Source organism: Rhodoferax sp. (assembly GCF_028714215.1).
Taxonomy (GTDB): domain Bacteria; phylum Pseudomonadota; class Gammaproteobacteria; order Burkholderiales; family Burkholderiaceae_C; genus Rhodoferax.
The window spans coordinates 1-21316 of sequence record NZ_JAQTMS010000048.1 but is presented as its reverse complement, the minus strand read 5'-3'; the positions used below and the strand labels follow the sequence as shown (position 1 = coordinate 21316).

General features: G+C 59.4%; 20 protein-coding genes and 2 pseudogenes. 15 read left to right on the top strand and 7 right to left on the bottom strand.

The genetic code is table 11. The features are described from left to right. Positions 1-96 precede the first annotated feature (96 nt). The 4 genes from pssA to PHS32_RS18420 form a co-directional block, all read right to left on the bottom strand. Positions 97-930 carry a CDP-diacylglycerol--serine O-phosphatidyltransferase gene (gene pssA / locus PHS32_RS18435; protein ID WP_301080560.1) on the bottom strand — a complete coding sequence of 278 codons (834 nt, stop codon included), beginning with the start codon at positions 928-930 and terminating at the stop codon, positions 97-99. 71 nt (positions 931-1001) lie between these two features. Continuing rightward, the gene (gene ilvC / locus PHS32_RS18430) at positions 1002-2018 is read right to left on the bottom strand and encodes a ketol-acid reductoisomerase (protein ID WP_301080559.1); all 1017 of its coding nucleotides are present in this window, start codon (positions 2016-2018) and stop codon (positions 1002-1004) included. A 21-nt stretch (positions 2019-2039) separates the two neighbouring features. Continuing rightward, entirely contained in the window at positions 2040-2531 is a 492-nt protein-coding gene (gene ilvN, locus PHS32_RS18425; RefSeq protein ID WP_301080558.1) for an acetolactate synthase small subunit, read from the bottom strand. A gap of 82 nt (positions 2532-2613) precedes the next feature. Continuing rightward, a complete protein-coding gene (locus PHS32_RS18420; RefSeq protein WP_301080557.1) occupies positions 2614-4413 on the bottom strand; it encodes an acetolactate synthase 3 catalytic subunit in 1800 nt (599 codons plus the stop codon). 300 nt (positions 4414-4713) lie between these two features. Here PHS32_RS18420 and PHS32_RS18415 point away from each other — a divergent pair, with 300 nt between their 5' ends. From PHS32_RS18415 to PHS32_RS18395, 5 genes are read left to right on the top strand one after another with little or no spacing between them, the layout of a single operon-like run. Beyond that, positions 4714-5280: an RNA polymerase sigma factor gene (locus tag PHS32_RS18415; protein ID WP_301080556.1), complete on the top strand. Its 567-nt coding sequence runs from the start codon at positions 4714-4716 to the stop codon at positions 5278-5280. Beyond that, positions 5277-5714, top strand: a complete 438-nt coding sequence (locus PHS32_RS18410; RefSeq protein ID WP_301080555.1) for a DUF3619 family protein — start codon at positions 5277-5279, stop codon at positions 5712-5714. The genes PHS32_RS18415 and PHS32_RS18410 overlap by 4 nt, the downstream gene beginning before the upstream one ends. A gap of 7 nt (positions 5715-5721) precedes the next feature. After that, positions 5722-6453, top strand: coding sequence for a DUF3106 domain-containing protein (locus PHS32_RS18405; RefSeq protein WP_301080577.1), 732 nt, complete (start codon positions 5722-5724; stop codon positions 6451-6453). 20 nt (positions 6454-6473) lie between these two features. After that, complete coding sequence (locus PHS32_RS18400; protein WP_301080554.1) at positions 6474-6971, top strand: RDD family protein; 498 nt, start codon at positions 6474-6476, stop codon at positions 6969-6971. 2 nt (positions 6972-6973) lie between these two features. Then, positions 6974-7558, top strand: a complete 585-nt coding sequence (locus PHS32_RS18395; RefSeq protein ID WP_301080553.1) for a TIGR00730 family Rossman fold protein — start codon at positions 6974-6976, stop codon at positions 7556-7558. Here the strand turns inward: PHS32_RS18395 and PHS32_RS18390 are convergent. Both PHS32_RS18390 and PHS32_RS18385 read right to left on the bottom strand, forming a co-directional pair. Further along, positions 7555-7893, bottom strand: coding sequence for a P-II family nitrogen regulator (locus PHS32_RS18390; RefSeq protein WP_301080552.1), 339 nt, complete (start codon positions 7891-7893; stop codon positions 7555-7557). The genes PHS32_RS18395 and PHS32_RS18390 overlap by 4 nt on opposite strands. Before the next feature lie 132 nt (positions 7894-8025). After that, positions 8026-9702, bottom strand: a complete 1677-nt coding sequence (locus PHS32_RS18385) for an NAD+ synthase (RefSeq protein ID WP_301080551.1) — start codon at positions 9700-9702, stop codon at positions 8026-8028. Between the two features lie 32 nt (positions 9703-9734). On the opposite strand from PHS32_RS18385, the gene PHS32_RS18380 reads away from it, so the two are divergent. Then, complete coding sequence (locus PHS32_RS18380) at positions 9735-10967, top strand: GNAT family N-acetyltransferase (protein WP_301080550.1); 1233 nt, start codon at positions 9735-9737, stop codon at positions 10965-10967. Between the two features lie 84 nt (positions 10968-11051). Beyond that, positions 11052-11843, top strand: coding sequence for an alpha/beta hydrolase (locus PHS32_RS18375; protein ID WP_301080549.1), 792 nt, complete (start codon positions 11052-11054; stop codon positions 11841-11843). Between the two features lie 73 nt (positions 11844-11916). Here the strand turns inward: PHS32_RS18375 and ppa are convergent, their stop codons facing one another. Next, positions 11917-12453, bottom strand: a complete 537-nt coding sequence (ppa, locus tag PHS32_RS18370) for an inorganic diphosphatase (RefSeq protein WP_301080548.1) — start codon at positions 12451-12453, stop codon at positions 11917-11919. A 234-nt stretch (positions 12454-12687) separates the two neighbouring features. Between ppa and PHS32_RS18365 the strand changes: the two genes are divergently transcribed. From PHS32_RS18365 to PHS32_RS18330, 8 genes and pseudogenes are all read left to right on the top strand, one after another. Then, positions 12688-14757, top strand: a complete 2070-nt coding sequence (locus tag PHS32_RS18365) for a sodium-translocating pyrophosphatase (RefSeq protein ID WP_301080547.1) — start codon at positions 12688-12690, stop codon at positions 14755-14757. Between the two features lie 126 nt (positions 14758-14883). After that, positions 14884-15456, top strand: a complete 573-nt coding sequence (locus tag PHS32_RS18360) for a hypothetical protein (RefSeq protein WP_301080546.1) — start codon at positions 14884-14886, stop codon at positions 15454-15456. A 45-nt stretch (positions 15457-15501) separates the two neighbouring features. Beyond that, positions 15502-16932: an aldehyde dehydrogenase family protein gene (locus PHS32_RS18355; protein ID WP_301080545.1), complete on the top strand. Its 1431-nt coding sequence runs from the start codon at positions 15502-15504 to the stop codon at positions 16930-16932. 47 nt (positions 16933-16979) lie between these two features. Next, positions 16980-17741 (top strand): SDR family oxidoreductase, encoded by a 762-nt coding sequence (locus tag PHS32_RS18350; RefSeq protein ID WP_301080544.1) that lies wholly within the window; start codon positions 16980-16982, stop codon positions 17739-17741. Between the two features lie 7 nt (positions 17742-17748). Then, a pseudogene (gene moaA / locus PHS32_RS18345) lies at positions 17749-18780 on the top strand (GTP 3',8-cyclase MoaA); the annotation flags it as partial. 1 nt (position 18781) lies between these two features. Continuing rightward, positions 18782-19417 carry a molybdenum cofactor guanylyltransferase MobA gene (gene mobA / locus PHS32_RS18340; protein WP_301080576.1) on the top strand — a complete coding sequence of 212 codons (636 nt, stop codon included), beginning with the start codon at positions 18782-18784 and terminating at the stop codon, positions 19415-19417. Continuing rightward, complete coding sequence (gene glp, locus PHS32_RS18335) at positions 19414-20691, top strand: gephyrin-like molybdotransferase Glp (RefSeq protein WP_301080543.1); 1278 nt, start codon at positions 19414-19416, stop codon at positions 20689-20691. Before mobA ends, glp begins: the two co-directional genes overlap by 4 nt. Before the next feature lie 171 nt (positions 20692-20862). Then, positions 20863-21316, top strand: a pseudogene (locus tag PHS32_RS18330) (MotA/TolQ/ExbB proton channel family protein); the annotation flags it as partial.

The following is a 21316-nucleotide window of genomic DNA, read 5'->3' as shown; positions in this document are numbered from 1 at the left end:
GCGATAGCGGCAGTAGCGCTAGCAACATCTTTTTCATGGTCTCAATGTACCACAAGTAGCGGGGCGGCAAACATGGTCTGGTCTGTTTCGCATCCTTCACTCATGCAGGCCTCTTTCATCAGGCTCCTCGGTGGAGGTGCTGATGACACTGGTCTGGACACCCTTGGCCTTGCGCCAAAAGTAAACCACGTAGCCACTCAAACCGTAGGCGACAAAGATGCCAAACAGCACAATGGGAGGATCGATATTGATGACCGCAATCAGCAGCGCAATCAGCACAATCATGGCAAAGGGCACACTTCTTTTCATGTGAAACTCTTTGAAGCTGTAAAACGGCACATTGGTGACCATGGTCAAGCCGGCATACAAGGCCAACGCAAACATGATCCAGGGAATCGAAACTCCCCACAACGCATCGGTACCTTTGATCCCGGACTCGGTCAGCAACCAGATAAAACCCGCGATCAACGCCGCTGCCGCCGGCGACGGAAGGCCTTGGAAATAGCGCTTGTCAACCACTCCGGTATTGACATTGAAGCGGGCCAATCGCAGGGCGGCACAGGCACAGTAGACGAAAGCGGCAATCCAGCCCCAACGCCCCAGACTTTTTAGCGACCACACATAAGAGATAAGTGCCGGCGCCGCGCCAAAAGACACCATGTCCGAGAGTGAATCCATTTGTTCACCGAACGCACTCTGTGTGTTGGTCATGCGTGCCACCCGCCCATCAAGGCTGTCAAGCACCATGGCACAGCCAACGCCCCATGCAGCCAGATCGAAGCGGCCATTGATGGCCATGACGATGGCGTAAAAACCACCAAAAAGGGCTGCCAAGGTGAACAGGTTAGGCAAGATATAAATGCCTTTGCGGCGCTTTCTCACCACCACGCCATCGCCCTCGGCGCAGTCTGTTTCTTTTCCGTCATGCATAGAATTTGGCCTCCAGCGCTGCATAGTAACAAAGGCCACCGAAGTGGCCTTTGTTCCGGCAATCAAGTGGCTTAGTTGCGGGTCTGGTCAACCAGCTTGTTCTTCTTGATCCAGGGCATCATGGCGCGAAGTTTTTCGCCCACCTGTTCTATCTGATGCTCAGCCATCAAACGGCGACGACTCAGCAGTGTGGGTGCACCGGCCTTGTTTTCCAGAATGAAACTCTTCGCATAGTCACCGCTCTGGATATCTTTCAGACACTGGCGCATCGCGTCCTTGCTGGCGCTGGTAATGATCTTCGGGCCAGTCACATATTCGCCGTACTCGGCGTTGTTGGAAATCGAGTAATTCATGTTGGCAATGCCGCCTTCATAAATCATGTCGACAATCAACTTCAATTCGTGCAGGCACTCAAAGTAGGCCATCTCGGGCGCATAACCGGCTTCGACCAAGGTTTCGAAACCGGCCTTGATCAGTTCCACCGTACCGCCGCACAAAACTGCTTGCTCGCCGAACAGATCGGTTTCGGTTTCTTCACGAAAACTGGTTTCGATGATCCCGGCCTTGCCTCCGCCGTTGGCCATCGCATAGCTCAGGGCCAGGTCGCGCGTCCGACCCGACTTGTCCTGGTGAATGGCGATCAGTTGCGGCACGCCACCGCCCTGCACGTAGGTGCCGCGCACGGTATGACCGGGTGCCTTGGGCGCCACCATCCAGACATCCAGATCGGCACGTGGGCTCACCAGACCGTAGTGAATATTGAAACCATGCGCAAACACCAGGGAGGCTCCCTGCTTGATGTTGGGCTCGATGTCGTTGCTGTAAACAGCGCCAATTTGTTCATCCGGAAGCAGAATCATGACCACGTCAGCAGCCTTGACTGCGGCCGCGACTTCGGCGACCTGGAGGCCGGCTTTTTCAACCTTGGGCCAGGAAGCGCCACCCTTGCGCAAGCCGACCACAACCTTGACACCGCTATCGTTCAGGTTCTGAGCGTGCGCGTGGCCTTGGCTACCATAACCAATGATCGCGACCGTCTTGCCTTTGATGAGACTGAGATCACAGTCCTTGTCGTAATAAACCTTCATTTCTCTCTCCGTTGTAAAAAATTAAACCCGCAAAATCCGCTCGCCACGACCGATGCCGCTGGAGCCGGTACGAACGGTTTCAAGAATGGCACCCCGTTCCATGGCCTCCAGAAAAGCATCGTTCTTGGCCTGGTTTCCAGTCAGCTCAATGGTGTAGCTCTTCTCGGTCACATCAATGATGCGACCCCGAAAAATGTCCGCCATGCGCTTCATTTCCTCACGCTCCTTGCCCACCGCACGAACCTTGACCATCATCAGTTCCCGCTCGGTGTAAGCCCCTTCCGTCAGATCAACCACCTTCACAACCTCTATCAGGCGGTTCAGGTGCTTGGTGATCTGCTCGATCACCTCGTCCGAACCCGTGGTCTGAATCGTCATGCGCGACAGACTTGCATCTTCCGTCGGCGCAACGGTCAGGGACTCGATGTTATAACCCCGCGCCGAGAACAGACCGACGACACGCGACAGGGCGCCAGGTTCATTTTCCAGCAAGACGGCAATGATATGTTTCATGAATACGACTCCTCATTTCGCTGCCCTCCCCCGAGGGCGGTAACCGTCGGGCTTGGCAAACAATAGATTTATCCAAAATTGATTAAAGGTCCTCGGAGCCCAGCAACATTTCGGTGATACCGTTGCCGGCCTTCACCATGGGGAACACGTTTTCAGTGGGGTCGGTGCGAAAATCCATGAAAACAGTGCGGTCCTTCAACTTGCGTGCTTCGCGCAAGGCCGGCTCCACATCCTGTGCCCGCTCTATCAACATCCCGACGTGGCCGTAGGCCTCGGCAAGCTTGACAAAGTTGGGCAGTGCATCCATGTAACTGTGGCTGTAGCGGCCTTCGTACTCGACTTCTTGCCACTGGCGAACCATGCCCAAATACCGGTTGTTGAGCGACACAATCTTGATCGGCGTGTTGTACTGCAAACAGGTCGAAAGTTCCTGAATGCACATCTGCACCGAACCATCACCAGTGATGCAGAACACCTCGCTATCGGGTTTGGCAAGTTTGACGCCCATGGCAAAGGGAATGCCGACACCCATGGTCCCCAGGCCTCCGGAATTGATCCAGCGCCGTGGCTCGTCAAAACGATAGTACTGAGCCGCCCACATCTGATGCTGACCAACGTCCGACGTGATATAGGTATCCACGTCCTTGGTCATGTTCCAGATCGTCTCAATCACGTACTGCGGCTTGATCACATCATTCTTGCCGTGATCGTATTTGAGGCAATCACGCTTGCGCCAAGTCTCAATCGTGTCCCACCAGGCACCCAGCGCCTGCGTGTCCGGTCTGGTCGCCCCCTCCTGGATCATGGCGATCATTTCGGCCAATACTTCCTTGACATCGCCAACAATCGGGATATCAACCCTCACCCGCTTGGAAATACTCGAAGGATCAATGTCGATATGAATGATCTTGCGCTCATTCTGTGCGAAGTGTTTGGGGTTGCCAATCACCCGGTCGTCAAAGCGGGCACCCACCGCCAACAACACGTCGCAATGCTGCATGGCGTTGTTGGCTTCGACCGTGCCATGCATGCCCAGCATGCCCAGGAACTTGCGATCACTGGCCGGATAGGCGCCCAATCCCATCAAGGTGTTGGTGCACGGATAGCCCAGCATGTCCACCAGCTGGCGCAACTCGGCGGAAGCGTTGCTCAGAATAACCCCGCCACCGGTGTAGATATAGGGACGTTTGGCCGCCAGCAAGAGTTGCAGTGCCTTGCGGATCTGCCCGCCATGACCTTTGCGCACCGGGTTGTAAGAACGCATTTCAACGGTCTTCGGATAGCCCGCATAGTGCACTTTCTTGAACGAAACGTCTTTCGGAATATCCACTACGACGGGGCCGGGGCGCCCGCTGCGGGCGATGTGAAAAGCCTTCTTCATGGTTTCGGCCAGATCCCGGGCATCCTTGACGAGGAAATTGTGCTTCACCACCGGACGGGTAATGCCAACCGCATCGCATTCCTGGAACGCATCGAGCCCGATGGCGTGCGTTGGCACCTGCCCGGTCACAATCACCATCGGAATACTGTCCATATAAGCCGTGGCAATGCCGGTAACCGCATTGGTGACCCCTGGCCCCGAAGTCACCAGGGCCACGCCGACGTCGCCGGTGGCACGCGCGTAGCCGTCGGCGGCATGGACCGCCGCCTGTTCATGTCGCACCAAAATGTGCTGAATGGTGTCCTGTTTGTAAAAAGCATCGTAAATGTGCAGCACCGCCCCGCCGGGGTAACCCCACACATACTTGACGCCTTCGGCCTGCAAGGCCTTTACAAGTATTTCGGCGCCCCGAAGCTCCTGTTCGCTGGCCGTCGCGGGAATCGTCTTGGCAGTAATTGTTGTTGCAGTGGCCGAAGCAATTTCGGCTCTTGATATTTTCATGATCAACCTTTGTGAATTTCTCTGACGAAAAACCTTGGGTGCTCCTTCGCAAACACTCGTGGCGTCGCGTCGGAACTTAAAGCCAAAGCCATAAGCGCAGTGATTCTTGCGCCGGACCTTGACCCGTTTGCTTTTTGATTTGCAGTTCGCATTATGGCACCGGACAAATTTAGGCAAGTGCAAGCCCGCAGAATAAATCCTTTCGAATGCCATAATTGGCGCCAAACGGCCCCCCAACTTCCGTTAACTGGGGCCATGCGGGACGAATCAACTTGACGGCCGTTTGAAGGCAAAAACCTCTTGGCAACTGAACAAGAACTCTCGGATTTTTTGAAAAGCGTCGAAAGACGTGCCTTCAAGCGATCGGTTTACCACGTGCGCAACGAAGAAGCTGCGCTGGACATTGTGCAAGACAGCATGATGAAACTTGCTGAGCACTATGGGCACAAGACGGCCGCCGAGTTACCGATGCTGTTCCAGCGCATTCTGTCCAACTGCACACTGGACTGGTTTCGACGACAAAAAACCCGAAACGCGCTTTTTTCAAACCTCAGCGACTTCGAGTCCGATAGTGAAGACGGGGAATTTGATCTGCTCGGAACTTTGGATGTACAGGAGTACTCGAACCAGACCGAAAACCCGGAGACTACAACGCAACGGGCACAAACCTTGCATGCAATTGAGAGTGAAATTCAAGAACTGCCGGCCCGTCAACGGGAAGCGTTCCTCATGCGTTACTGGGAGGAGTTAGACGTGGCAGAGACTGCTGCGGCCATGGGCTGCTCGGAAGGTAGCGTTAAAACGCACTGTTCACGGGCGGTCCAGGCCCTCGGCAAAGCATTGAGGGCAAAGGGGATCACACTATGAGCAATTCTTATCTTTATCAGAATCAACTTGCGCAAGACCGTTTCGGGCTGCGGATTACGGCGCGCCTCTCAGACGCTGCTGACGACCTCCCTTACGATATCTCGGAGCGTTTGCGTGCCTCACGGGCGCAGGCCTTGGGCAAGCGCAAAATTGCCATCACCCAAACTGCGACCCAGGTGGCACTGTCTGGTGGTGCCGGAACCCTCACTTTCGGAAATGACCACCTCAGTTGGTGGGACCGCGTCGCGGCGGCCCTGCCACTGTTGGCCCTGATTTTTGGTTTGGTTGCCATCAATGTCATTCAAAATGACAGGCGTGCCAATGAAATTGCTGAAATTGATGCTGCTCTACTGACCGATGATCTGCCTCCGGCGGCTTATGCAGATCCCGGTTTTGCACAATTCCTGAACAGCAATTCCGGGCAGAGTCAATAAGTTGGGCGTGACGATGTTCAGGAGTGCCACTGATCAGCGCAATCACCGCCTTATCGCCGGTGTATCGGCTTTCGGAGTTGCGGTTTTTTTATTGGCGGTATTGAGCGCACCGACGGCGAGTGCCTTGGCGCAGGCTGCCACTACGACGCCCCTGTTAACACAGTCTTACGCAAAGACACCGGCATCGGGCACGCAGGCAAAGCGTTCAAGCGTTCAAGCGAATTCGTCCAGACCAAGCTGGCAAGACCTGACACCGCTGCAGCAGTTGTCGCTGAAACCCCTGGCGGCGAATTGGAGCACGCTGGGAGAAGCTCAAAAGCGCAAATGGATCGCCATAGCCCAGAACTATCCTAACCTGGCACCGACCGAGCAGGCCAAACTGCACAGTCGCATGACTGAATGGGTATCTCTGAGCCAACAGCAGCGTAACCAGGCAAGATTGAATTTTGCACAGACAAAACAACTGACGCCGAGCCAAAAAACAGCCACCTGGAAGGCGTACCAGGCACTCACCCCCGAGGAAAGACAAAAACTCGCGGTCTCGGCTGCGTCCAAACCTGGCGGCGCCGCCACGGCTGCAAAACCGGTTCCCCGGCAAAAACTGGCAGTGGTGCCCGTGACCCGACATACGCACCAGGCAACGCCGAAATTGGCCGGCACCAATCATGCCGTGAATCACAACACCTTGCTCCCGCAGTCACTGCCGCCGGCTGAGGCCGCCCCGACCCAGAAGAACTGAACGCTGCCGGTATTGCTTCGATGAAACGCGCGTTGAAGACTCCCAGTTTGGCCCGCCGCATGGCCTGCTGGCTTTATGAAGGACTGTTGATGTTCGGTATCGTTTTCGTTGCCGGCTATCTGTTCGGCACCTTGAGCCAAACCCGAAACGCCATGGACAATCGACATCCTCTTCAGGCCTTTCTTTTCGTCGTCTTCGGCATCTATTTCGTCTGGTTGTGGACCAAAGGCCAGACCCTGGCCATGAAGACCTGGCATATCACAGTGCTGGATCGCTCGGGCCAACCGATCACACAGGCGCGTGCCCTGCTGCGCTACCTGCTCTGCTGGCTCTGGTTCCTGCCCGGGCTGGCGGCAACAGCACTCTTCAAGCTGCCGACCTCTGAATCTGTTGTCATCGTGCTTGGCTGGGTGGCGGTATGGGCGATCCTGAGCCACTTTCATCCGCAACAACAGTTCTGGCATGACGCCCTGGCGGGCACCCGGCTGGTTTCAACTGTGCCCAAGAGCCAGCAATAAGCATGCGTCCTGCCTTTACTGTTTGCGTTTATTGCGGTTCCCGTCCCGGTCTGACTTCGGCGTTCGCGGGCGTTGCGCGGCAAGTCGGCAACTGGATCGGGCAGCATGGCGGGCAACTGGTTTATGGAGGCGGTAAAAGCGGGCTAATGGGGCTGCTGGCGGACGCCGCCCTGCAAGCGGGTGCCCAGGTTGTGGGCGTCATACCGAAAGCGCTGGTGGAAAAGGAATGGGCCCATCGAGGTTGCAGCGAGCTTCATATTGTGGACACCATGCATGAACGCAAACGCATGATGGCCGAACGTGCGGACGCATTCCTGGCTCTGCCCGGCGGCATCGGCACTCTTGAAGAGTTTTTTGAGGTCTGGACCTGGCGCCAGCTCGGCTACCACGATAAACCTATCGGGCTCTTGAACATCGCCGGTTACTACGACAAGCTGCTTGCTTTTCTGGACAGCGCAGTTGAGCAGCAGTTTATGGGAACATGGCAAATGGATTTGATTCGCTCAGGATCGGACCCATCGACCCTGCTCCGGGAATTGGTGCAGGCAGCCGGCCTGACGCACACCCCGCAGCTGGACGAAATTTAAACCGCCGATTCGTCCTGCTCGCCGGTACGAATGCGCACCACGCGCTCCACGCTGGTCACAAATATTTTGCCGTCCCCGATCTTGCCGGTGTGGGCAGCCTTCACGATCGCATCGACACAGCGATCGACATCGGCGGTCTTGACGACCACCTCCACCTTCACCTTGGGCAGAAAGTCAACCACATACTCAGCGCCTCGGTAGAGCTCGGTATGACCTTTCTGGCGGCCGAACCCCTTCACCTCGGTGACAGTAAGTCCGGTTACGCCACATTCGGCCAGCGCTTCGCGCACTTCTTCCAGTTTGAACGGCTTGACAATGGCGGTGATCTGCTTCATGGTTAATTTCTTTGCATTGGTTGAGGACAGGGCCTGCCCACTTTGCGTAGCTTCGGACGCTCCCGCCAATTTTAGTTGAGGATGGAACAGCTCGCTTTGCACCGCGCCGAACCGGTCCGGCAAAGTCTTGCTTCAGGCCCGAAAACGATTGGTGATAGGGTAACGCCAATCCTTGCCAAAACTACGGTGGGTGACACGAATACCCACTGGCGCCTGGCGGCGCTTGTACTCATTGATCTTGATCAGGCGCGTCACCTTTTCCACGTCGGCACGGGTAAAGCCGGCGGCAATGATGTCTTCAATGCCTTGATCGTTCTCCATGTAGCGCTCCAGAATCGCATCAAGCACCTCATAGGCCGGCAAACTGTCCTGATCGGTCTGGTCCGGGCGCAACTCGGCGCTGGGCGGGCGCGTAATGATGCGTTCCGGAATCGGCTCGCTGCCAGTGCCATAGGGGTCGTTGGCGTTGCGCCAGCGGGCCAGCCTGAACACCGTGGTTTTGGCCAGGTCCTTGATCACGGCAAAACCACCCGCCATGTCGCCGTAGAGGGTGCAATAGCCGGTAGCCATCTCGGATTTGTTGCCGGTCGTCAAAACGATACTGCCAAACTTGTTGGAAAGCGCCATCAGGAGCGTGCCCCGAATACGGGCCTGGATGTTCTCCTCCGTCGCGTCTTCGGCCAGGCCTTCGAACTCACCCCGCAGCGAAGCCTTGAAGGCCTCAAATTCCGGCACAATCGAAATCTCGTCGTAACGCACACCCAGCCGCTGCGTCATTTCACGCGCATCAATCCAGCTGATGTCGGCCGTATAGGGTGATGGCATCATGACGCTGCGGACCTTGTCCTTGCCCAGGGCATCCACCGCCACGGCCAGCACCAGCGCCGAGTCAATGCCGCCGGAGAGACCCAAAATCACACTGGGGAAACCGTTCTTGCCAACGTAGTCGCGCACACCCAGCACCAGGGCGTCCCACAAATCTGCCTCGACCGAGCGTTCCGGCGCCACCGGCCCCGCCAAATGAACCCCCGCTTGCGTGCGACCGGCCCACACTACAAACCCGCATTCCACAAAACTGGGAGCCCGCCCTGCCACCGTACCGTCGGCGTTGAGGGCAAACGAATGGCCCTCAAACACCACCTCATCCTGCCCGCCCACCAGATGCGCATACACCAGCGGCAAACCGCAGGCCAGCACTCGTTCGCGCATCTTTTGCTCGCGTTCCTGGCCCTTGCCGATGTGAAACGGTGAGGCATTGATGACGGCCAGCAACTCGGCACCTGCCTCCTTGGTCAATCGCGCGGGTTCCTCAAACCAGGCGTCCTCACAAATCAGCAAGCCGACTTTGACCTTGTTGCCCGCCACGCCCGCTTCAAAAACGCAGACACCCCGCCCCGGTGTGAAATAGCGGCGCTCGTCAAATACCTGGTAATTGGGCAACTCCCGTTTGGCGTAGCTGGCAAGCACCACCCCTTCGCACAACACGCTGGCCGCGTTATGACGATTTGACACCGCCACCGAGCGGGTTCGGCTGTCGCCGCCGCTGGGATGTCCCAGTACCACGGTCAGGTCTTTTAACCCAGCCAATTCGCGGGCCACTGTTTTCACGGCATCATCGCAGGCGGCAATAAAGGAGGACCGCAGAAACAAGTCTTCCGCCGCGTAGCCGCAAATGGAGAGTTCCGGCGTCAACAGCAGGCGAACGCCGTCCGCGTAGGCGGCACGCGCCGCCGCAATGATCTTTTGTGAATTACCGGGCAAGTCGCCAACCACGAAATTGAGTTGGGCAACGCAGATTTTGAGTGTCATGTACCGCAGAAATGAAAACGAGGGAGAAGCCTGTGAAACATCAGACAAACGATTATGTCACTCAGGTGGTGAGTTCGCCCCTCGACGTCAATGCCGTTGACTGGAACGGCTTGCTGAGCTTGCAGGCCGAGCCCACCCCGTTCATGCGTCACGCGTACCTGGCGGCGCTGCACAGCAGCGGCAGTGCCACGCCTGAGACCGGCTGGACACCCCGCTTCATCACCTTGACGCGCAATGGCGAGATGGTCGCCGCCTGCGCCCTGTACCGCAAGACCCACTCTTATGGCGAGTATGTGTTCGACCACGCCTGGGCCAACGCCTACGCGCAACACGGCCTGGCCTACTATCCCAAAGCGGTGGTAGCCGTGCCTTTTACGCCGGTGCCCGGAACGCGCTTGATGGCACGTACCGCGGCCGACCGTTCCCGCTTGGTCAAGGCCGTGATCGAATGGTGCGAAGCCGAGCAACTGTCGTCCCTGCACCTGCTGTTCTGCGATGCTGCTGACATTCAAGCGTGCCAGGAAGCCGGCCTGATGCTACGCCACACGGTGCAGTTTCATTGGAACAACGAGGCGCATTTCACCTTGGGGCGGCCCGGCGGCGAAACCGGTACCACGCTCTATGCAGATTTCGAGGACTTTCTGGCCTCGCTGTCACAGGAAAAGCGTAAAAAGATCCGCCAAGAACGGCGCAAAGTGGCCACCGCAGGCGTCACCTTCCGCTGGTCTCTGGGGGCCTCCATTGCACCCCAGGACTGGGAATTTTTCTACCGCTGCTACGAGCGCACCTATCTGGAACACGGCAACCCGCCCTACTTGAACCGCGCGTTCTTTCAGACCATGGCCCGCACCATGCCCGAGAACTGGCTGCTGTTTGTAGCCGAGCGCCAAGGACAGCCCATGGCTGCAAGCTTGATATCTGTTCATGGCGGCCGCAATGGGCCGGTTGCCTACGGGCGCTACTGGGGTGCGCTGGAGCGGGTTGACTGTCTGCACTTCGAGGCCTGTTACTACCAGCCATTGGCTTGGTGCATAGCGCACGGCTACCGGCGCTTTGAGGGTGGCGCCCAAGGCGAGCACAAGATGGCGCGGGCCTTGTTGCCAGTCAAAACCAGCAGTGCCCATTGGCTGGCGGAGCCCGCCTTTGCCGCTGCCGTAGAGGGATTTCTGGAGCGCGAGGGTGACGGTGTAACGCGCTACCTGGACGACCTTGGCCAGCGCACCCCCTTCAGGGTCTCCCCTGGCCAAGAACTTGTCCGCAAATAACTGGTGGTCGCCCATTCGACAGCCCACGTTAAACTGCCATCAAACCAATTTCGCATGGGTTTCCCAGCGGAACCTTTGCACAGCATGGCGACAAAAACAAAACAAAACATCGAAGCGCATCATCCGGCGCCCAGCCCCTGGCTGATTGCGCTGGAATTTCGCGCCTTTTGGGAACTCGGATCGGTGCTACCGGCCTGGCCATTCTTGCGCCGTGCCCCGGCCGGTGATGGCCATTCCGTGATCATCTTTCCCGGCCTCTCGGCCAGTGACGGATCGACCTTGCCGCTGCGTGGTTTTCTGGAAAATCTGGGCCATGACGTCTCCGGCTGGAACCAGGGTTTCAACTTCGGCCCGCGCGCCGGCGTGCTGCAGGCGGCCAAACAGCAGGTCATCGATACCTGTCAGGTCACCGGCAAAAAGGTGAGCCTGATCGGCTGGAGTCTGGGCGGTATTTACGCCCGGGAACTGGCCAAGGAACTGCCTGACTGTGTGCGCGACGTCATCACCATGGGCACCCCCTTCGCCGGCTCGCATCACAGCACCAACGCCTGGCGCTTGTATCAGCTTACCAGCGGACGCGACATCCAGCGCGAGGTCGAACAATTCGACCTGCCGGCTGCGCCGCCGGTACCGACAACGTCCATTTTCTCCCGTACCGATGGCGTCGTTGCCTGGCCCGCCAGCGTTCAAACGCCCAGCCGCGCCAATCCATTGACGGAAAATCTCGAAGTCATCGCCAGCCACATCGGCCTGGGTCTGAACCCCAGCACCTGGTGGGCGGTGGCGGACCGCCTGTCGCAAGCCGAAGGCCAATGGAAGCCCTTCGAGCGCAAACGCGGCCTGCACGGCATGATTTTCCCGGACCCGAAGCGCTGATTTGTGGATTGGCGATCCGACGGAGCGTGGGCCAAAGAACGGATACCCGGTCCGCCCGCCCTGCCACCAATCTTTAAGGGTGCAATCGCTTGTAGTTGGCGATGCCGTCCACGATTTCCTTTTTGGCCGACTCCGGCCCTTCCCAGCCCAGAATCTTGACCCACTTGTTGACCTCAAGGTCTTTGTAATGCTCAAAAAAGTGGGCAATGGTCTTCAGGCGCACCGGGCTTAAATCTTCGGGTTTTTGCCAGCGTGTATAGAGCGACAAAATCTTGTCAATCGGCACTGCCAGCACCTTACCGTCCTGCCCGGCTTCGTCTTCCATCTTCAGGATGCCAATGGCACGGCAGGTCACCACCACGCCCGGAATCAGCGGCACCGGGGTGATCACCAGCACGTCCACCGGATCACCGTCGCCGCTGATGGTCTTGGGCACATAGCCATAGTTGGTCGGGTAGTGCATGGCGGTGCTCATGAAACGATCGACAAATATCGCGCTGGTTTCCTTGTCCACCTCGTATTTGACAGGATCCGCGTTCATCGGGATTTCGATGATCACGTTAAAGGATTCCGGAACATTTTTGCCGGGAGTGACATTATCGAGAGACATGAGGGAGCCTTGGTAGGTGTATTGAGTTAAATCAGGAACGGCTAAGTATTAACCCTGATTTTACCGGCTGCCCAGCGGCCAGGTCCGGAAACCGGCCGATTTCACGGTACAGTCCTGCGGTTGGCCAATCGTCCGCATCAACTCGTGTTTGATGTTTCGCGACGAGGAAGCAACGCAGCGGTGGTGCCGATTGCGCTGCACCCCTACTTAGCGAACCAACGACAGGAGATTTATATGACAGGCAACCCAGCGCTCATTCTGGCGCTCTTTTGTGGCTTGATTGCCGTGGCCTACGGCTTTTGGGCCCGCAGCTGGATTCTTTCCCAGGATGCCGGCAATGCGCGGATGCAGGAAATTGCAGCCGCCATTCAAACCGGCGCCGCCGCCTACCTGGCACGGCAATACAAGACGATTGCCATCGTGGGCGTGGTGCTGACCATTCTGATCGCGGTCTTTCTTGACTCTCTAAGCGCGGTCGGTTTTGTCATCGGCGCCGTGCTGTCAGGCGCTTGCGGCTTCATTGGCATGAACGTCTCGGTGCGTGCCAATGTGCGCACGGCGCAGGCTGCCACCAAAGGCATTGGCCCGGCACTCGACGTGGCTTTTCGCGGCGGCGCCATCACCGGTATGCTGGTGGTCGGCCTGGGCTTGCTGGGTGTCACCGGTTTCTTCTGGTTCTTGACTGGCAACGGCAACCTGACGCCCGACAAGAACATGGCACAGTTGCTTAACCCGCTCATCGGTTTTGCTTTTGGCTCCTCGCTGATTTCCATTTTTGCCCGCCTCGGTGGCGGCATCTTCACCAAAGGTGCTGACGTCGGTGCCGACCTGGTCGGCAAGGTCGAGGCCGGCATCCCGGAAGATGATCCGCGCAATCCGGCCGTGATCGCCGACAACGTCGGCGACAACGTCGGTGACTGCGCCGGCATGGCCGCTGACCTGTTCGAGACCTATGCGGTAACACTGATCGCCACCATGGTGCTGGGCGCCCTGCTGGTCACCGGTGCCGGCAGCAGTGCCGTGGTCTACCCGCTGGCGCTGGGCGCCGTGTCCATCGTGGCCTCCATCATCGGTTGCTTCTTCGTCAAGGCAACACCAGGCATGAAGAATGTGATGCCGGCGCTGTACAAGGGTCTGGCAGTGGCTGGCATACTGTCGCTGATCGCCTTCTTCTTCGTCACGCAATGGCTGATCCCCGACAATGCCCTCGCGGCTTCGGGCAGCCAGATGAAGCTGTTTGGCGCCTGCGCCGTTGGCCTGATTCTGACCGCGGCACTGGTGTGGATTACCGAGTACTACACCGGCACCCAGTACGGCCCCGTCAAACACATCGCGCAGGCTTCCACCACCGGCCACGGCACCAACATCATTGCCGGTCTGGGCGTGTCCATGCGTTCCACCGCCTGGCCCGTGATTTTTGTCTGCATTGCCATCTACACCGCCTATGCCCTGGCCGGCCTGTACGGCATTGCCATTGCGGCCACGTCGATGCTGAGCATGGCCGGCATCGTGGTGGCACTGGACGCCTACGGCCCGATCACCGACAACGCCGGCGGCATTGCCGAAATGTCGGAAATGCCCAAGAGCGTGCGCGACGTTACCGACCCACTGGATGCCGTTGGCAACACCACCAAGGCGGTGACCAAGGGCTACGCCATCGGTTCCGCCGGCCTCGCCGCGTTGGTGCTGTTTGCCGACTACACCCACAAACTGGAAGCCTACGGCCGCCATATCACGTTTGACCTGAGCAACCCGATGGTCATCATCGGCCTGTTCATCGGCGGCCTGATTCCCTACCTGTTCGGTGCCATGGCGATGGAGGCCGTGGGCCGTGCCGCCGGCGCCGTGGTGGTCGAGGTACGCCGCCAGTTCAAGGAGATCAAGGGCATCATGGAAGGCACCGGCAAGCCCGAGTACGACACGGCTGTCGACATGTTGACCACCGCCGCCATCAAGGAAATGATGATCCCGTCGCTGCTGCCGGTGGTGGTGCCGATTCTGGTCGGCCTGGTGCTAGGCCCGGCCGCTCTGGGTGGCTTGCTGATGGGCACCATCGTGACCGGCCTGTTTGTGGCGATCTCGATGTGTACCGGCGGCGGCGCCTGGGACAATGCCAAGAAGTACATCGAAGACGGTCATTTCGGCGGCAAGGGGTCCGACACCCACAAGGCGGCCGTGACCGGAGATACCGTTGGCGACCCCTACAAGGACACCGCCGGCCCGGCCGTCAACCCGCTGATCAAGATCATCAACATTGTGGCCCTGCTGATTGTGCCGGTGATGATGAAGATTCACGGCGGCTGATCGAACCGGCCCCGCTCTCAAGCCCGCCTCTGGCGGGCTTTTTTAATGCGGGTATCTGAGCAACGTCAAATGACAGCAAACAGCTTCCGCTACCATCGGGTTTGAGAATTTCTGAACGGTGCCCTCTTGAACCAACGCAATCCGATCCTTGGCGCATGTCTGATTTCAGCGGCGCTGCTGCAGGGTGGCTGCTCGTCCATGCTGCCCAAGGTGCATAACGAATCGTCACCGTTCGCGAGCTTCGACGAAGCGCGCCAGGCCATCGACGCCCTGATTCCAATGAAAAGCGATGTGGCGGCATTGACCCGGATGGGAATCGATCCGGTGAAGCAGGCGAATACGACCATCCTGACGCAAGCCGATATCGTGCGGCGCTTCGTGCCCAGCGCCTTGCTCAAGCGCGAAGACCTCGATCCGGGCGTGCTGGCCTGTCTGGAAGCGCGCGAAGCCTGTCGTGGATGGGAAATTACCGCCGCCCGCATAGGGAAGGCCAGAACCGGCAATTTTCTTGCCGATTTCACCAATTTTTCACGTCGCTCCGAAACCACCGGCTGGCGCTTCAACGCCTTGATCCTGTTGGTGAATGACCTGGTGGTCTACCGCGCCTGGGGCGGACAGCCCAACGTCAACGAAGTTGAAGTCAACACCAACCCCTTGGGACCGTTGCAGGAAATGGGCCCAGCCATCCTGACCCGCTGACCCTGCCGCTGGCTGGGGGGCTTGTTTTTCTAGGAAAATCCACTCATGCAATTCAACTACATCGCCAACACATCGCAACCCTCTTCTTCCGGTCAAACGATTGCCATGTTGGACCCCTCGGATGGCCAGCCCTATGACGAAATTCAGCGCAGCAATGCCGCCGACATCGATGCCGCCGTGGGCGCCGCCCGACAGGCTTTTAGCGTCTGGAGCAAGCTCGGTGCCGCCGAGCGCGGCCGCCTGCTGATGCGCCTGTCGCTCAAGATCAACGCCCACGCCCAGGAATTGACGGCGATCGAACAGCGCGACTGCGGCAAACCCACCAAGCAGGCGCGCGCCGACGCCAGCGCCCTGGCCCGCTACTTCGAGTTTTACGCCGGCGCCTGCGACAAACTGCATGGCGAAACCATTCCCTACCTAGACGGTTACAGCGTGCTGACCTGGCGCGAACCGCATGGCGTCACCGGTCACATCGTCCCGTGGAACTATCCGATGCAAATTTTCGGTCGCAGCGTCGGTGGTGCCCTGGCGGCCGGCAACGTCTGCGTCGTCAAACCGGCCGAGGATGCCTGTCTGTCGCTGATCCGTGTCGCGCAATTGGCGGCCGAAGTGGGTTTCCCGCCTGGCGTCATCAACATCGTCACCGGCTATGGCCATGAGGTTGGCGATGCCCTGGCACGCCACCCCGGTATTGACCACATCAGCTTTACCGGCAGCCCCACAGTTGGCACCCTGATCCAACAGGTGGCGGCCCAGCGCCACTGCCCGGTCACCCTGGAGCTGGGCGGCAAAAGCCCGCAGATCGTCTTTGCCGATGCCGATCTCGACGCTGCCATTCCCGCCATCGTCAATGCCATCGTGCAAAACTCGGGCCAGACCTGTTCCGCCGGTTCGCGCCTGCTGGTGCAGCAGTCCATTTACGAACCTTTGCTGAAGCGTTTGGGACAGGCGTTCGAGAACCTGCGGGTCGGCCCGGCCACACTCGACCTGGACCTGGGTCCGCTGATTCGTCAGAGCCAGCAACAACGGGTCTGGGATTTTCTGAGCGACGCCCAAGTCGCCAATATCGCCATGGTGGCGCAGGGCAAGGTCGTGGACGAGGCGCCGGAAACCGGCTTCTACCAAGCGCCGACGCTGCTGCGCGACGTACCCGTCACACACCGCCTGGCGCAAGACGAAGTGTTTGGTCCGGTGCTCTGCGCCATGTCGTTTCGCGATGAAGACCACGCCGTGGAACTCGCCAACGCCACCCAATTCGGTCTGGTGGCCGGTCTCTGGACGGCTGACGGTGGACGTCAGTTTCGGGCTGCCAGGCGGCTGCGCAGCGGCCAGGTCTTCATCAACAATTACGGCGCCGGCGGCGGCGTGGAACTGCCTTTCGGCGGCGTCAAGTCCAGTGGCCATGGTCGCGAAAAAGGCTTTGAAGCGCTGTATGGTTTCACCACACTCAAGACCGTTGCCATCAGGCATGGGTAACCACTGCCGGACCGCAACACCATCAACCAACATCGAGGTATCTGATCATGCGCGTTAACAACAAATCCATCATCGTGACTGGCGCTGGCGGCGGCATTGGCGAAGGCATCGCCAAACGGCTGGCCGCCGAAGGCGCCAAAGTCATCGTCAACGACATCAACCCGACCCTGGGCGAAAAAGTGGTCGCCGAGATTGTGGCTGCCGGGGGCAACGCCTCGTTTTTTGCCGCCGACGTGACCAAGTCAGACGACATGCGGGCGCTGGTGGGCGCCGCCGTGCAACGCCATGGCACGCTGGACGTGATGGTCAACAATGCCGGCTGGACGCACCGCAACCGCCCGGCGCTGGAGGTCAGCGAAGAAGAGTTCGACAAGTGCTATGCCGTCAACGTCAAGAGCATCTACCTCGCCACCGTCCACGCCACACCGGTATTTCGGGCGCATGGCGGCGGCAGTTTCATCAACATTGCCTCCACTGCCGGCGTGCGGCCACGTCCGGGCCTGACCTGGTACAACGGCTCCAAAGGTGCCGTCATCACCACCTCCAAATCGCTGGCGGCTGAATTGGGGCCGGACAACATCCGGGTCAACTGCATCAACCCGGTCTTCAACCCGGACACCGGACTGGCCACCGAGTTTGCCGGCGGCCCCTTGACGGAAGAGCGCAAAGCCAAATTTCGCGCCAGCATTCCGCTGGGCCGCTTCTCCACCGCGCTGGATGTGGCCAACGCCGCCTTGTACCTGGCCAGCGACGAGGCGGCTTTCATCAGTGGCGTTTGCATCGAGGTCGACGGGGCGCGCTGTGTATGATCTGCGCGGTCGCCCGTTGCGCGATTTGCGCATCAGTGTGACCGACCGTTGCAACTTTCGCTGCAACTACTGCATGCCCAAGGAAGTCTTCACCAAGGACTATCCTTACCTGCCACACAGCGCCCTGCTGTCGTTCGAGGAAATCACCCGGATTGCCAAAATTTTTGTCGCCCACGGGGTGCAAAAAATCAGGCTGACCGGTGGTGAACCGCTGCTGCGCAAGGACATAGAGCGGTTGATCGAGCAGTTGGCCGCGCTGCGCACGACCGACGGCCAGGCGCTGGACCTGACCCTCACCACCAACGGCTCGCTGCTGGCCCGCAAAGCCAGCGCGCTCAAGGCCGCGGGACTGCAACGCGTCACCGTCAGCCTGGACGGGCTCGATGATGCCGTGTTTCGGCGCATGAACGACGTCGACTTCCCGGTCGCCGACGTACTGGAAGGAATTGAGGCGGCAAGCGCTGCCGGCTTGGGGCCGATCAAGATCAACATGGTGGTCAAGCGCGGCACCAACGAGCAGGAAATTCTGCCGATGGCGCGACGCTTCAAGGGCAGCGGCATGGTGCTGCGTTTCATTGAGTACATGGACGTGGGCGCCACCAATGGTTGGCGCATGACCGAGGTCGTGCCGTCAGAGGAAGTCGTCAAACTGATTCATGCCGAGTTGCCGCTGGTGCCACTGGAGCCGTCCAACCCGGGCGAAACAGCCCAGCGCTGGGGTTATGCCGATGCGCTAGGTCAGCACGACCTAGCGATGGGCGAAATCGGTGTCATCAGCAGTGTGACCAAGGCATTTTGCGGCGACTGCAACCGCGCCCGGTTGTCGACCGAAGGCCAGCTCTATACCTGCCTGTTTGCCTCCCAGGGTCACGACCTGCGCTCGCTGATCCGCGCGCAAGCCCCGGACGCCGACCTGAGTTCCGCCATCACGCGCATCTGGCAAGGCCGCGGCGACCACTATTCCGAATTGCGCAGCGCCCTGGCAGCCGACACCGGCATCCCTATTCGGCGTGTCGAAATGAGCTACATAGGTGGCTGAATTGATCAGCCCGGACCAAATCACCGCTCTGATTCTGGCCGGTGGGCGCGGCTCTCGCATGGGAGGCCTGGACAAGGGCTTGCAAACTTTTCTGGGCATGCCCCTGGCGCTGCACACCTTGACACGCCTGCAGATGGGTGGCGGCGTGGGTCACATCATGATCAACGCCAACCGCAATCTGGCGGCCTACGAGTCTTTTGGCGCCTCGGTCTGGCCGGATGTTCTGGCCGACTATGCCGGGCCGCTGGCCGGTTTTCTGACCGGGCTTGAGCGCTGCGAAACACCATTCCTGGTCACGGTGCCGTGCGATACGCCCCTGTTGCCGCTGGACCTGGTGCCGCGCTTGGCCCAGGCCATCGAGACGCAGGACGCCGACATCGCCATGGCCAGCGCACCCGAAATAGACCGCCTGGGCCAGCGACAGGTTCGCGGTCAGCCGGTTTTTTGCCTGTTGCGCGTGAACTTGTTGGAAAGCCTGGTGAAATTCACCCATGAGGGTGGCCGCAAGGTCGACGCCTGGACCGCCTTGCACAAAACGGTGCTGGTGCCCTTCGATTTGCCGGGCGATGACGTCCGTGCTTTCCGCAACGCCAATTCGCTGGACGAGTTGCGGCAACTGGAAGACACCGGCGCATGAAAACCTTGGCCACCATCGCCGCCGAACTGGAGGGCTATGACCCCCAGGCCTTGCGCGCCGGCAGCGTGAGCGAGTTTTTGTCGCGTCTGGTGGAGCCGGTGACGACCCGGGAGACAACGGCCATTTTCCAGGCTCTGGGTCGCGTTTTGGCGGATGACGTGATTTCCCCCATCTGCGTCCCGCCGCACGACAACTCGGCCATGGACGGCTATGCTTTTGACGGCGGACACCTGTCGACGCCGGCAGAGGACCAGCCAGCCTTGACGCTAAGGGTCGTCGGCACGGCATTGGCCGGCAGCGCCTGGCAAGGCACAGTTGCCGCGGGCGAATGCTTGAAGATCATGACCGGGGCGGTTCTGCCACCAGGCCTGGATACGGTGGTGCCGCAGGAATTCGTGACCGAACGAGGGGCCAGCATCATCGTGCCGGCGGGCTTGCTACGGGCCGGCGACAACCGGCGCAAGCGCGGCGAAGATCTGATGCAGGGCCAGCCGGCACTGCACATAGGTGAACTGCTGACGCCCGCTGCGCTGGGACTGCTGGCCAGTCTGGGCATTGCGCAAGTACCGGTGTGGCGCAAACTCCGGGTCGCTTACTTCTCTACCGGCGACGAGATTCTGAGCCTGGGCGAGGCACCACGGGAAGGCGCTGTATTCGACAGCAATCGCTACACCGTGTTTGGCCTGCTGTCCCGCCTCGGGTGCGAGGTCATCGACATGGGCGTGGTACGCGACGATCCGACCCTGCTGGAGGCGGCGTTCACGCGCGCCTCGCTGGAAGCCGACGCCATCATCACCAGTGGCGGAGTCAGCGTCGGCGAGGCCGATTACACCAAGCTCATGATGAAAAAACTCGGTGATGTTGCTTTCTGGAAGATTGCCATGCGGCCGGGCCGCCCGATGGCAGTGGGCCGCATCGGGCGTTCAGTGCTTTTTGGCCTGCCAGGCAACCCGGTCGCGGTGATGGTGACCTTTCTCGCGTTTGTGCGCCCTGCCCTGCTAAAAATGATGGGGTGCACGCGCCAGGCGCCTCCCATGCTCAAGGCGCGCAGTCTGAAGCCCTTGCGGAAGAAACCGGGACGCACCGAGTACCAGCGTGGCACCGTCAGCAGCGCATCCGATGGTTCATTGTGGGTCAAAGCCGACGACAACCAGGGCTCGGGGGTGCTGAGTTCGATGGTCCGTGCCAACGGCCTGATCGTGTTACACCACCAGCAGAGCGATATTGCCGCAGGCGATGAACTCGATGTCATGATGTTTGACGGTGTCGTTTAGAGCCAAAAAAAAGAGAACCCGTATTGACTAAGGGCTTATCCTAGCCAAAACGGTTGGCGCCGTCCTCTATACTCACGCCATTAAATTTTTTGGGTATTGGCAAGCCAACGGTCAGGGTTGCCGCCCTCCATCTCTGTCAAAGGAACCACAGTGCAAAAGAAAGTCACTCGAATGATTGCGTCCTGCGCGTGCGCGCTGGGACTGTTACTATCGGTGGTGGGCGCGCTAGCGCAGGCCCAGCCTGCGGCACCGGCCGCCGCGGCCAGCGTCACGACCGCAGTGGCGCAGCCCGCCAGCGAAGCCAGCCCAGGCGCTGCCGCCGGCAAAGCCGCCGCTGAGACCAGCGCCAACCCCTACGGCATCGAAGCCCTGTGGAAGACCTCCGATGCGGTGGCCAAGACGGTGCTGATGCTGCTCTTGGTCATGAGCGTGAGCAGCTGGTATGTCTTGATCGTCAAATTGTTCGAGCAGAGCAAGATCTCGCGCCAGGGCAAACTGGCCGCCAACGAATTCTGGTCGGCCGGCACCGTGCAGCAGGGCTGCGCCAAGCTCGACGCCAACAGCCCGTTTCGCTTCATCGCCGAAGCCGGGCTGGATGCCACCAAGAAGCACGACGGCCTGATGG

Bases quoted from the DNA above. Each gene is read 5' to 3' on its own strand.
- ilvC (WP_301080559.1), bottom strand. From the start codon at position 2,018: ATGAAGGTTTATTACGACAAGGACTGTGATCTCAGTCTCATCAAAGGC.
- pssA (WP_301080560.1), bottom strand. From the start codon at position 930: ATGCATGACGGAAAAGAAACAGACTGCGCCGAGGGCGATGGCGTGGTG.
- ilvN (WP_301080558.1), bottom strand. From the start codon at position 2,531: ATGAAACATATCATTGCCGTCTTGCTGGAAAATGAACCTGGCGCCCTG.
- PHS32_RS18400 (WP_301080554.1), top strand. From the start codon at position 6,474: ATGAAACGCGCGTTGAAGACTCCCAGTTTGGCCCGCCGCATGGCCTGC.
- PHS32_RS18355 (WP_301080545.1), top strand. From the start codon at position 15,502: ATGCAATTCAACTACATCGCCAACACATCGCAACCCTCTTCTTCCGGT.
- PHS32_RS18420 (WP_301080557.1), bottom strand. From the start codon at position 4,413: ATGAAAATATCAAGAGCCGAAATTGCTTCGGCCACTGCAACAACAATT.
- PHS32_RS18395 (WP_301080553.1), top strand. From the start codon at position 6,974: ATGCGTCCTGCCTTTACTGTTTGCGTTTATTGCGGTTCCCGTCCCGGT.
- PHS32_RS18350 (WP_301080544.1), top strand. From the start codon at position 16,980: ATGCGCGTTAACAACAAATCCATCATCGTGACTGGCGCTGGCGGCGGC.
- PHS32_RS18375 (WP_301080549.1), top strand. From the start codon at position 11,052: ATGGCGACAAAAACAAAACAAAACATCGAAGCGCATCATCCGGCGCCC.
- PHS32_RS18410 (WP_301080555.1), top strand. From the start codon at position 5,277: ATGAGCAATTCTTATCTTTATCAGAATCAACTTGCGCAAGACCGTTTC.
- ppa (WP_301080548.1), bottom strand. From the start codon at position 12,453: ATGTCTCTCGATAATGTCACTCCCGGCAAAAATGTTCCGGAATCCTTT.
- glp (WP_301080543.1), top strand. From the start codon at position 19,414: ATGAAAACCTTGGCCACCATCGCCGCCGAACTGGAGGGCTATGACCCC.
- PHS32_RS18365 (WP_301080547.1), top strand. From the start codon at position 12,688: ATGACAGGCAACCCAGCGCTCATTCTGGCGCTCTTTTGTGGCTTGATT.
- PHS32_RS18385 (WP_301080551.1), bottom strand. From the start codon at position 9,702: ATGACACTCAAAATCTGCGTTGCCCAACTCAATTTCGTGGTTGGCGAC.
- PHS32_RS18390 (WP_301080552.1), bottom strand. From the start codon at position 7,893: ATGAAGCAGATCACCGCCATTGTCAAGCCGTTCAAACTGGAAGAAGTG.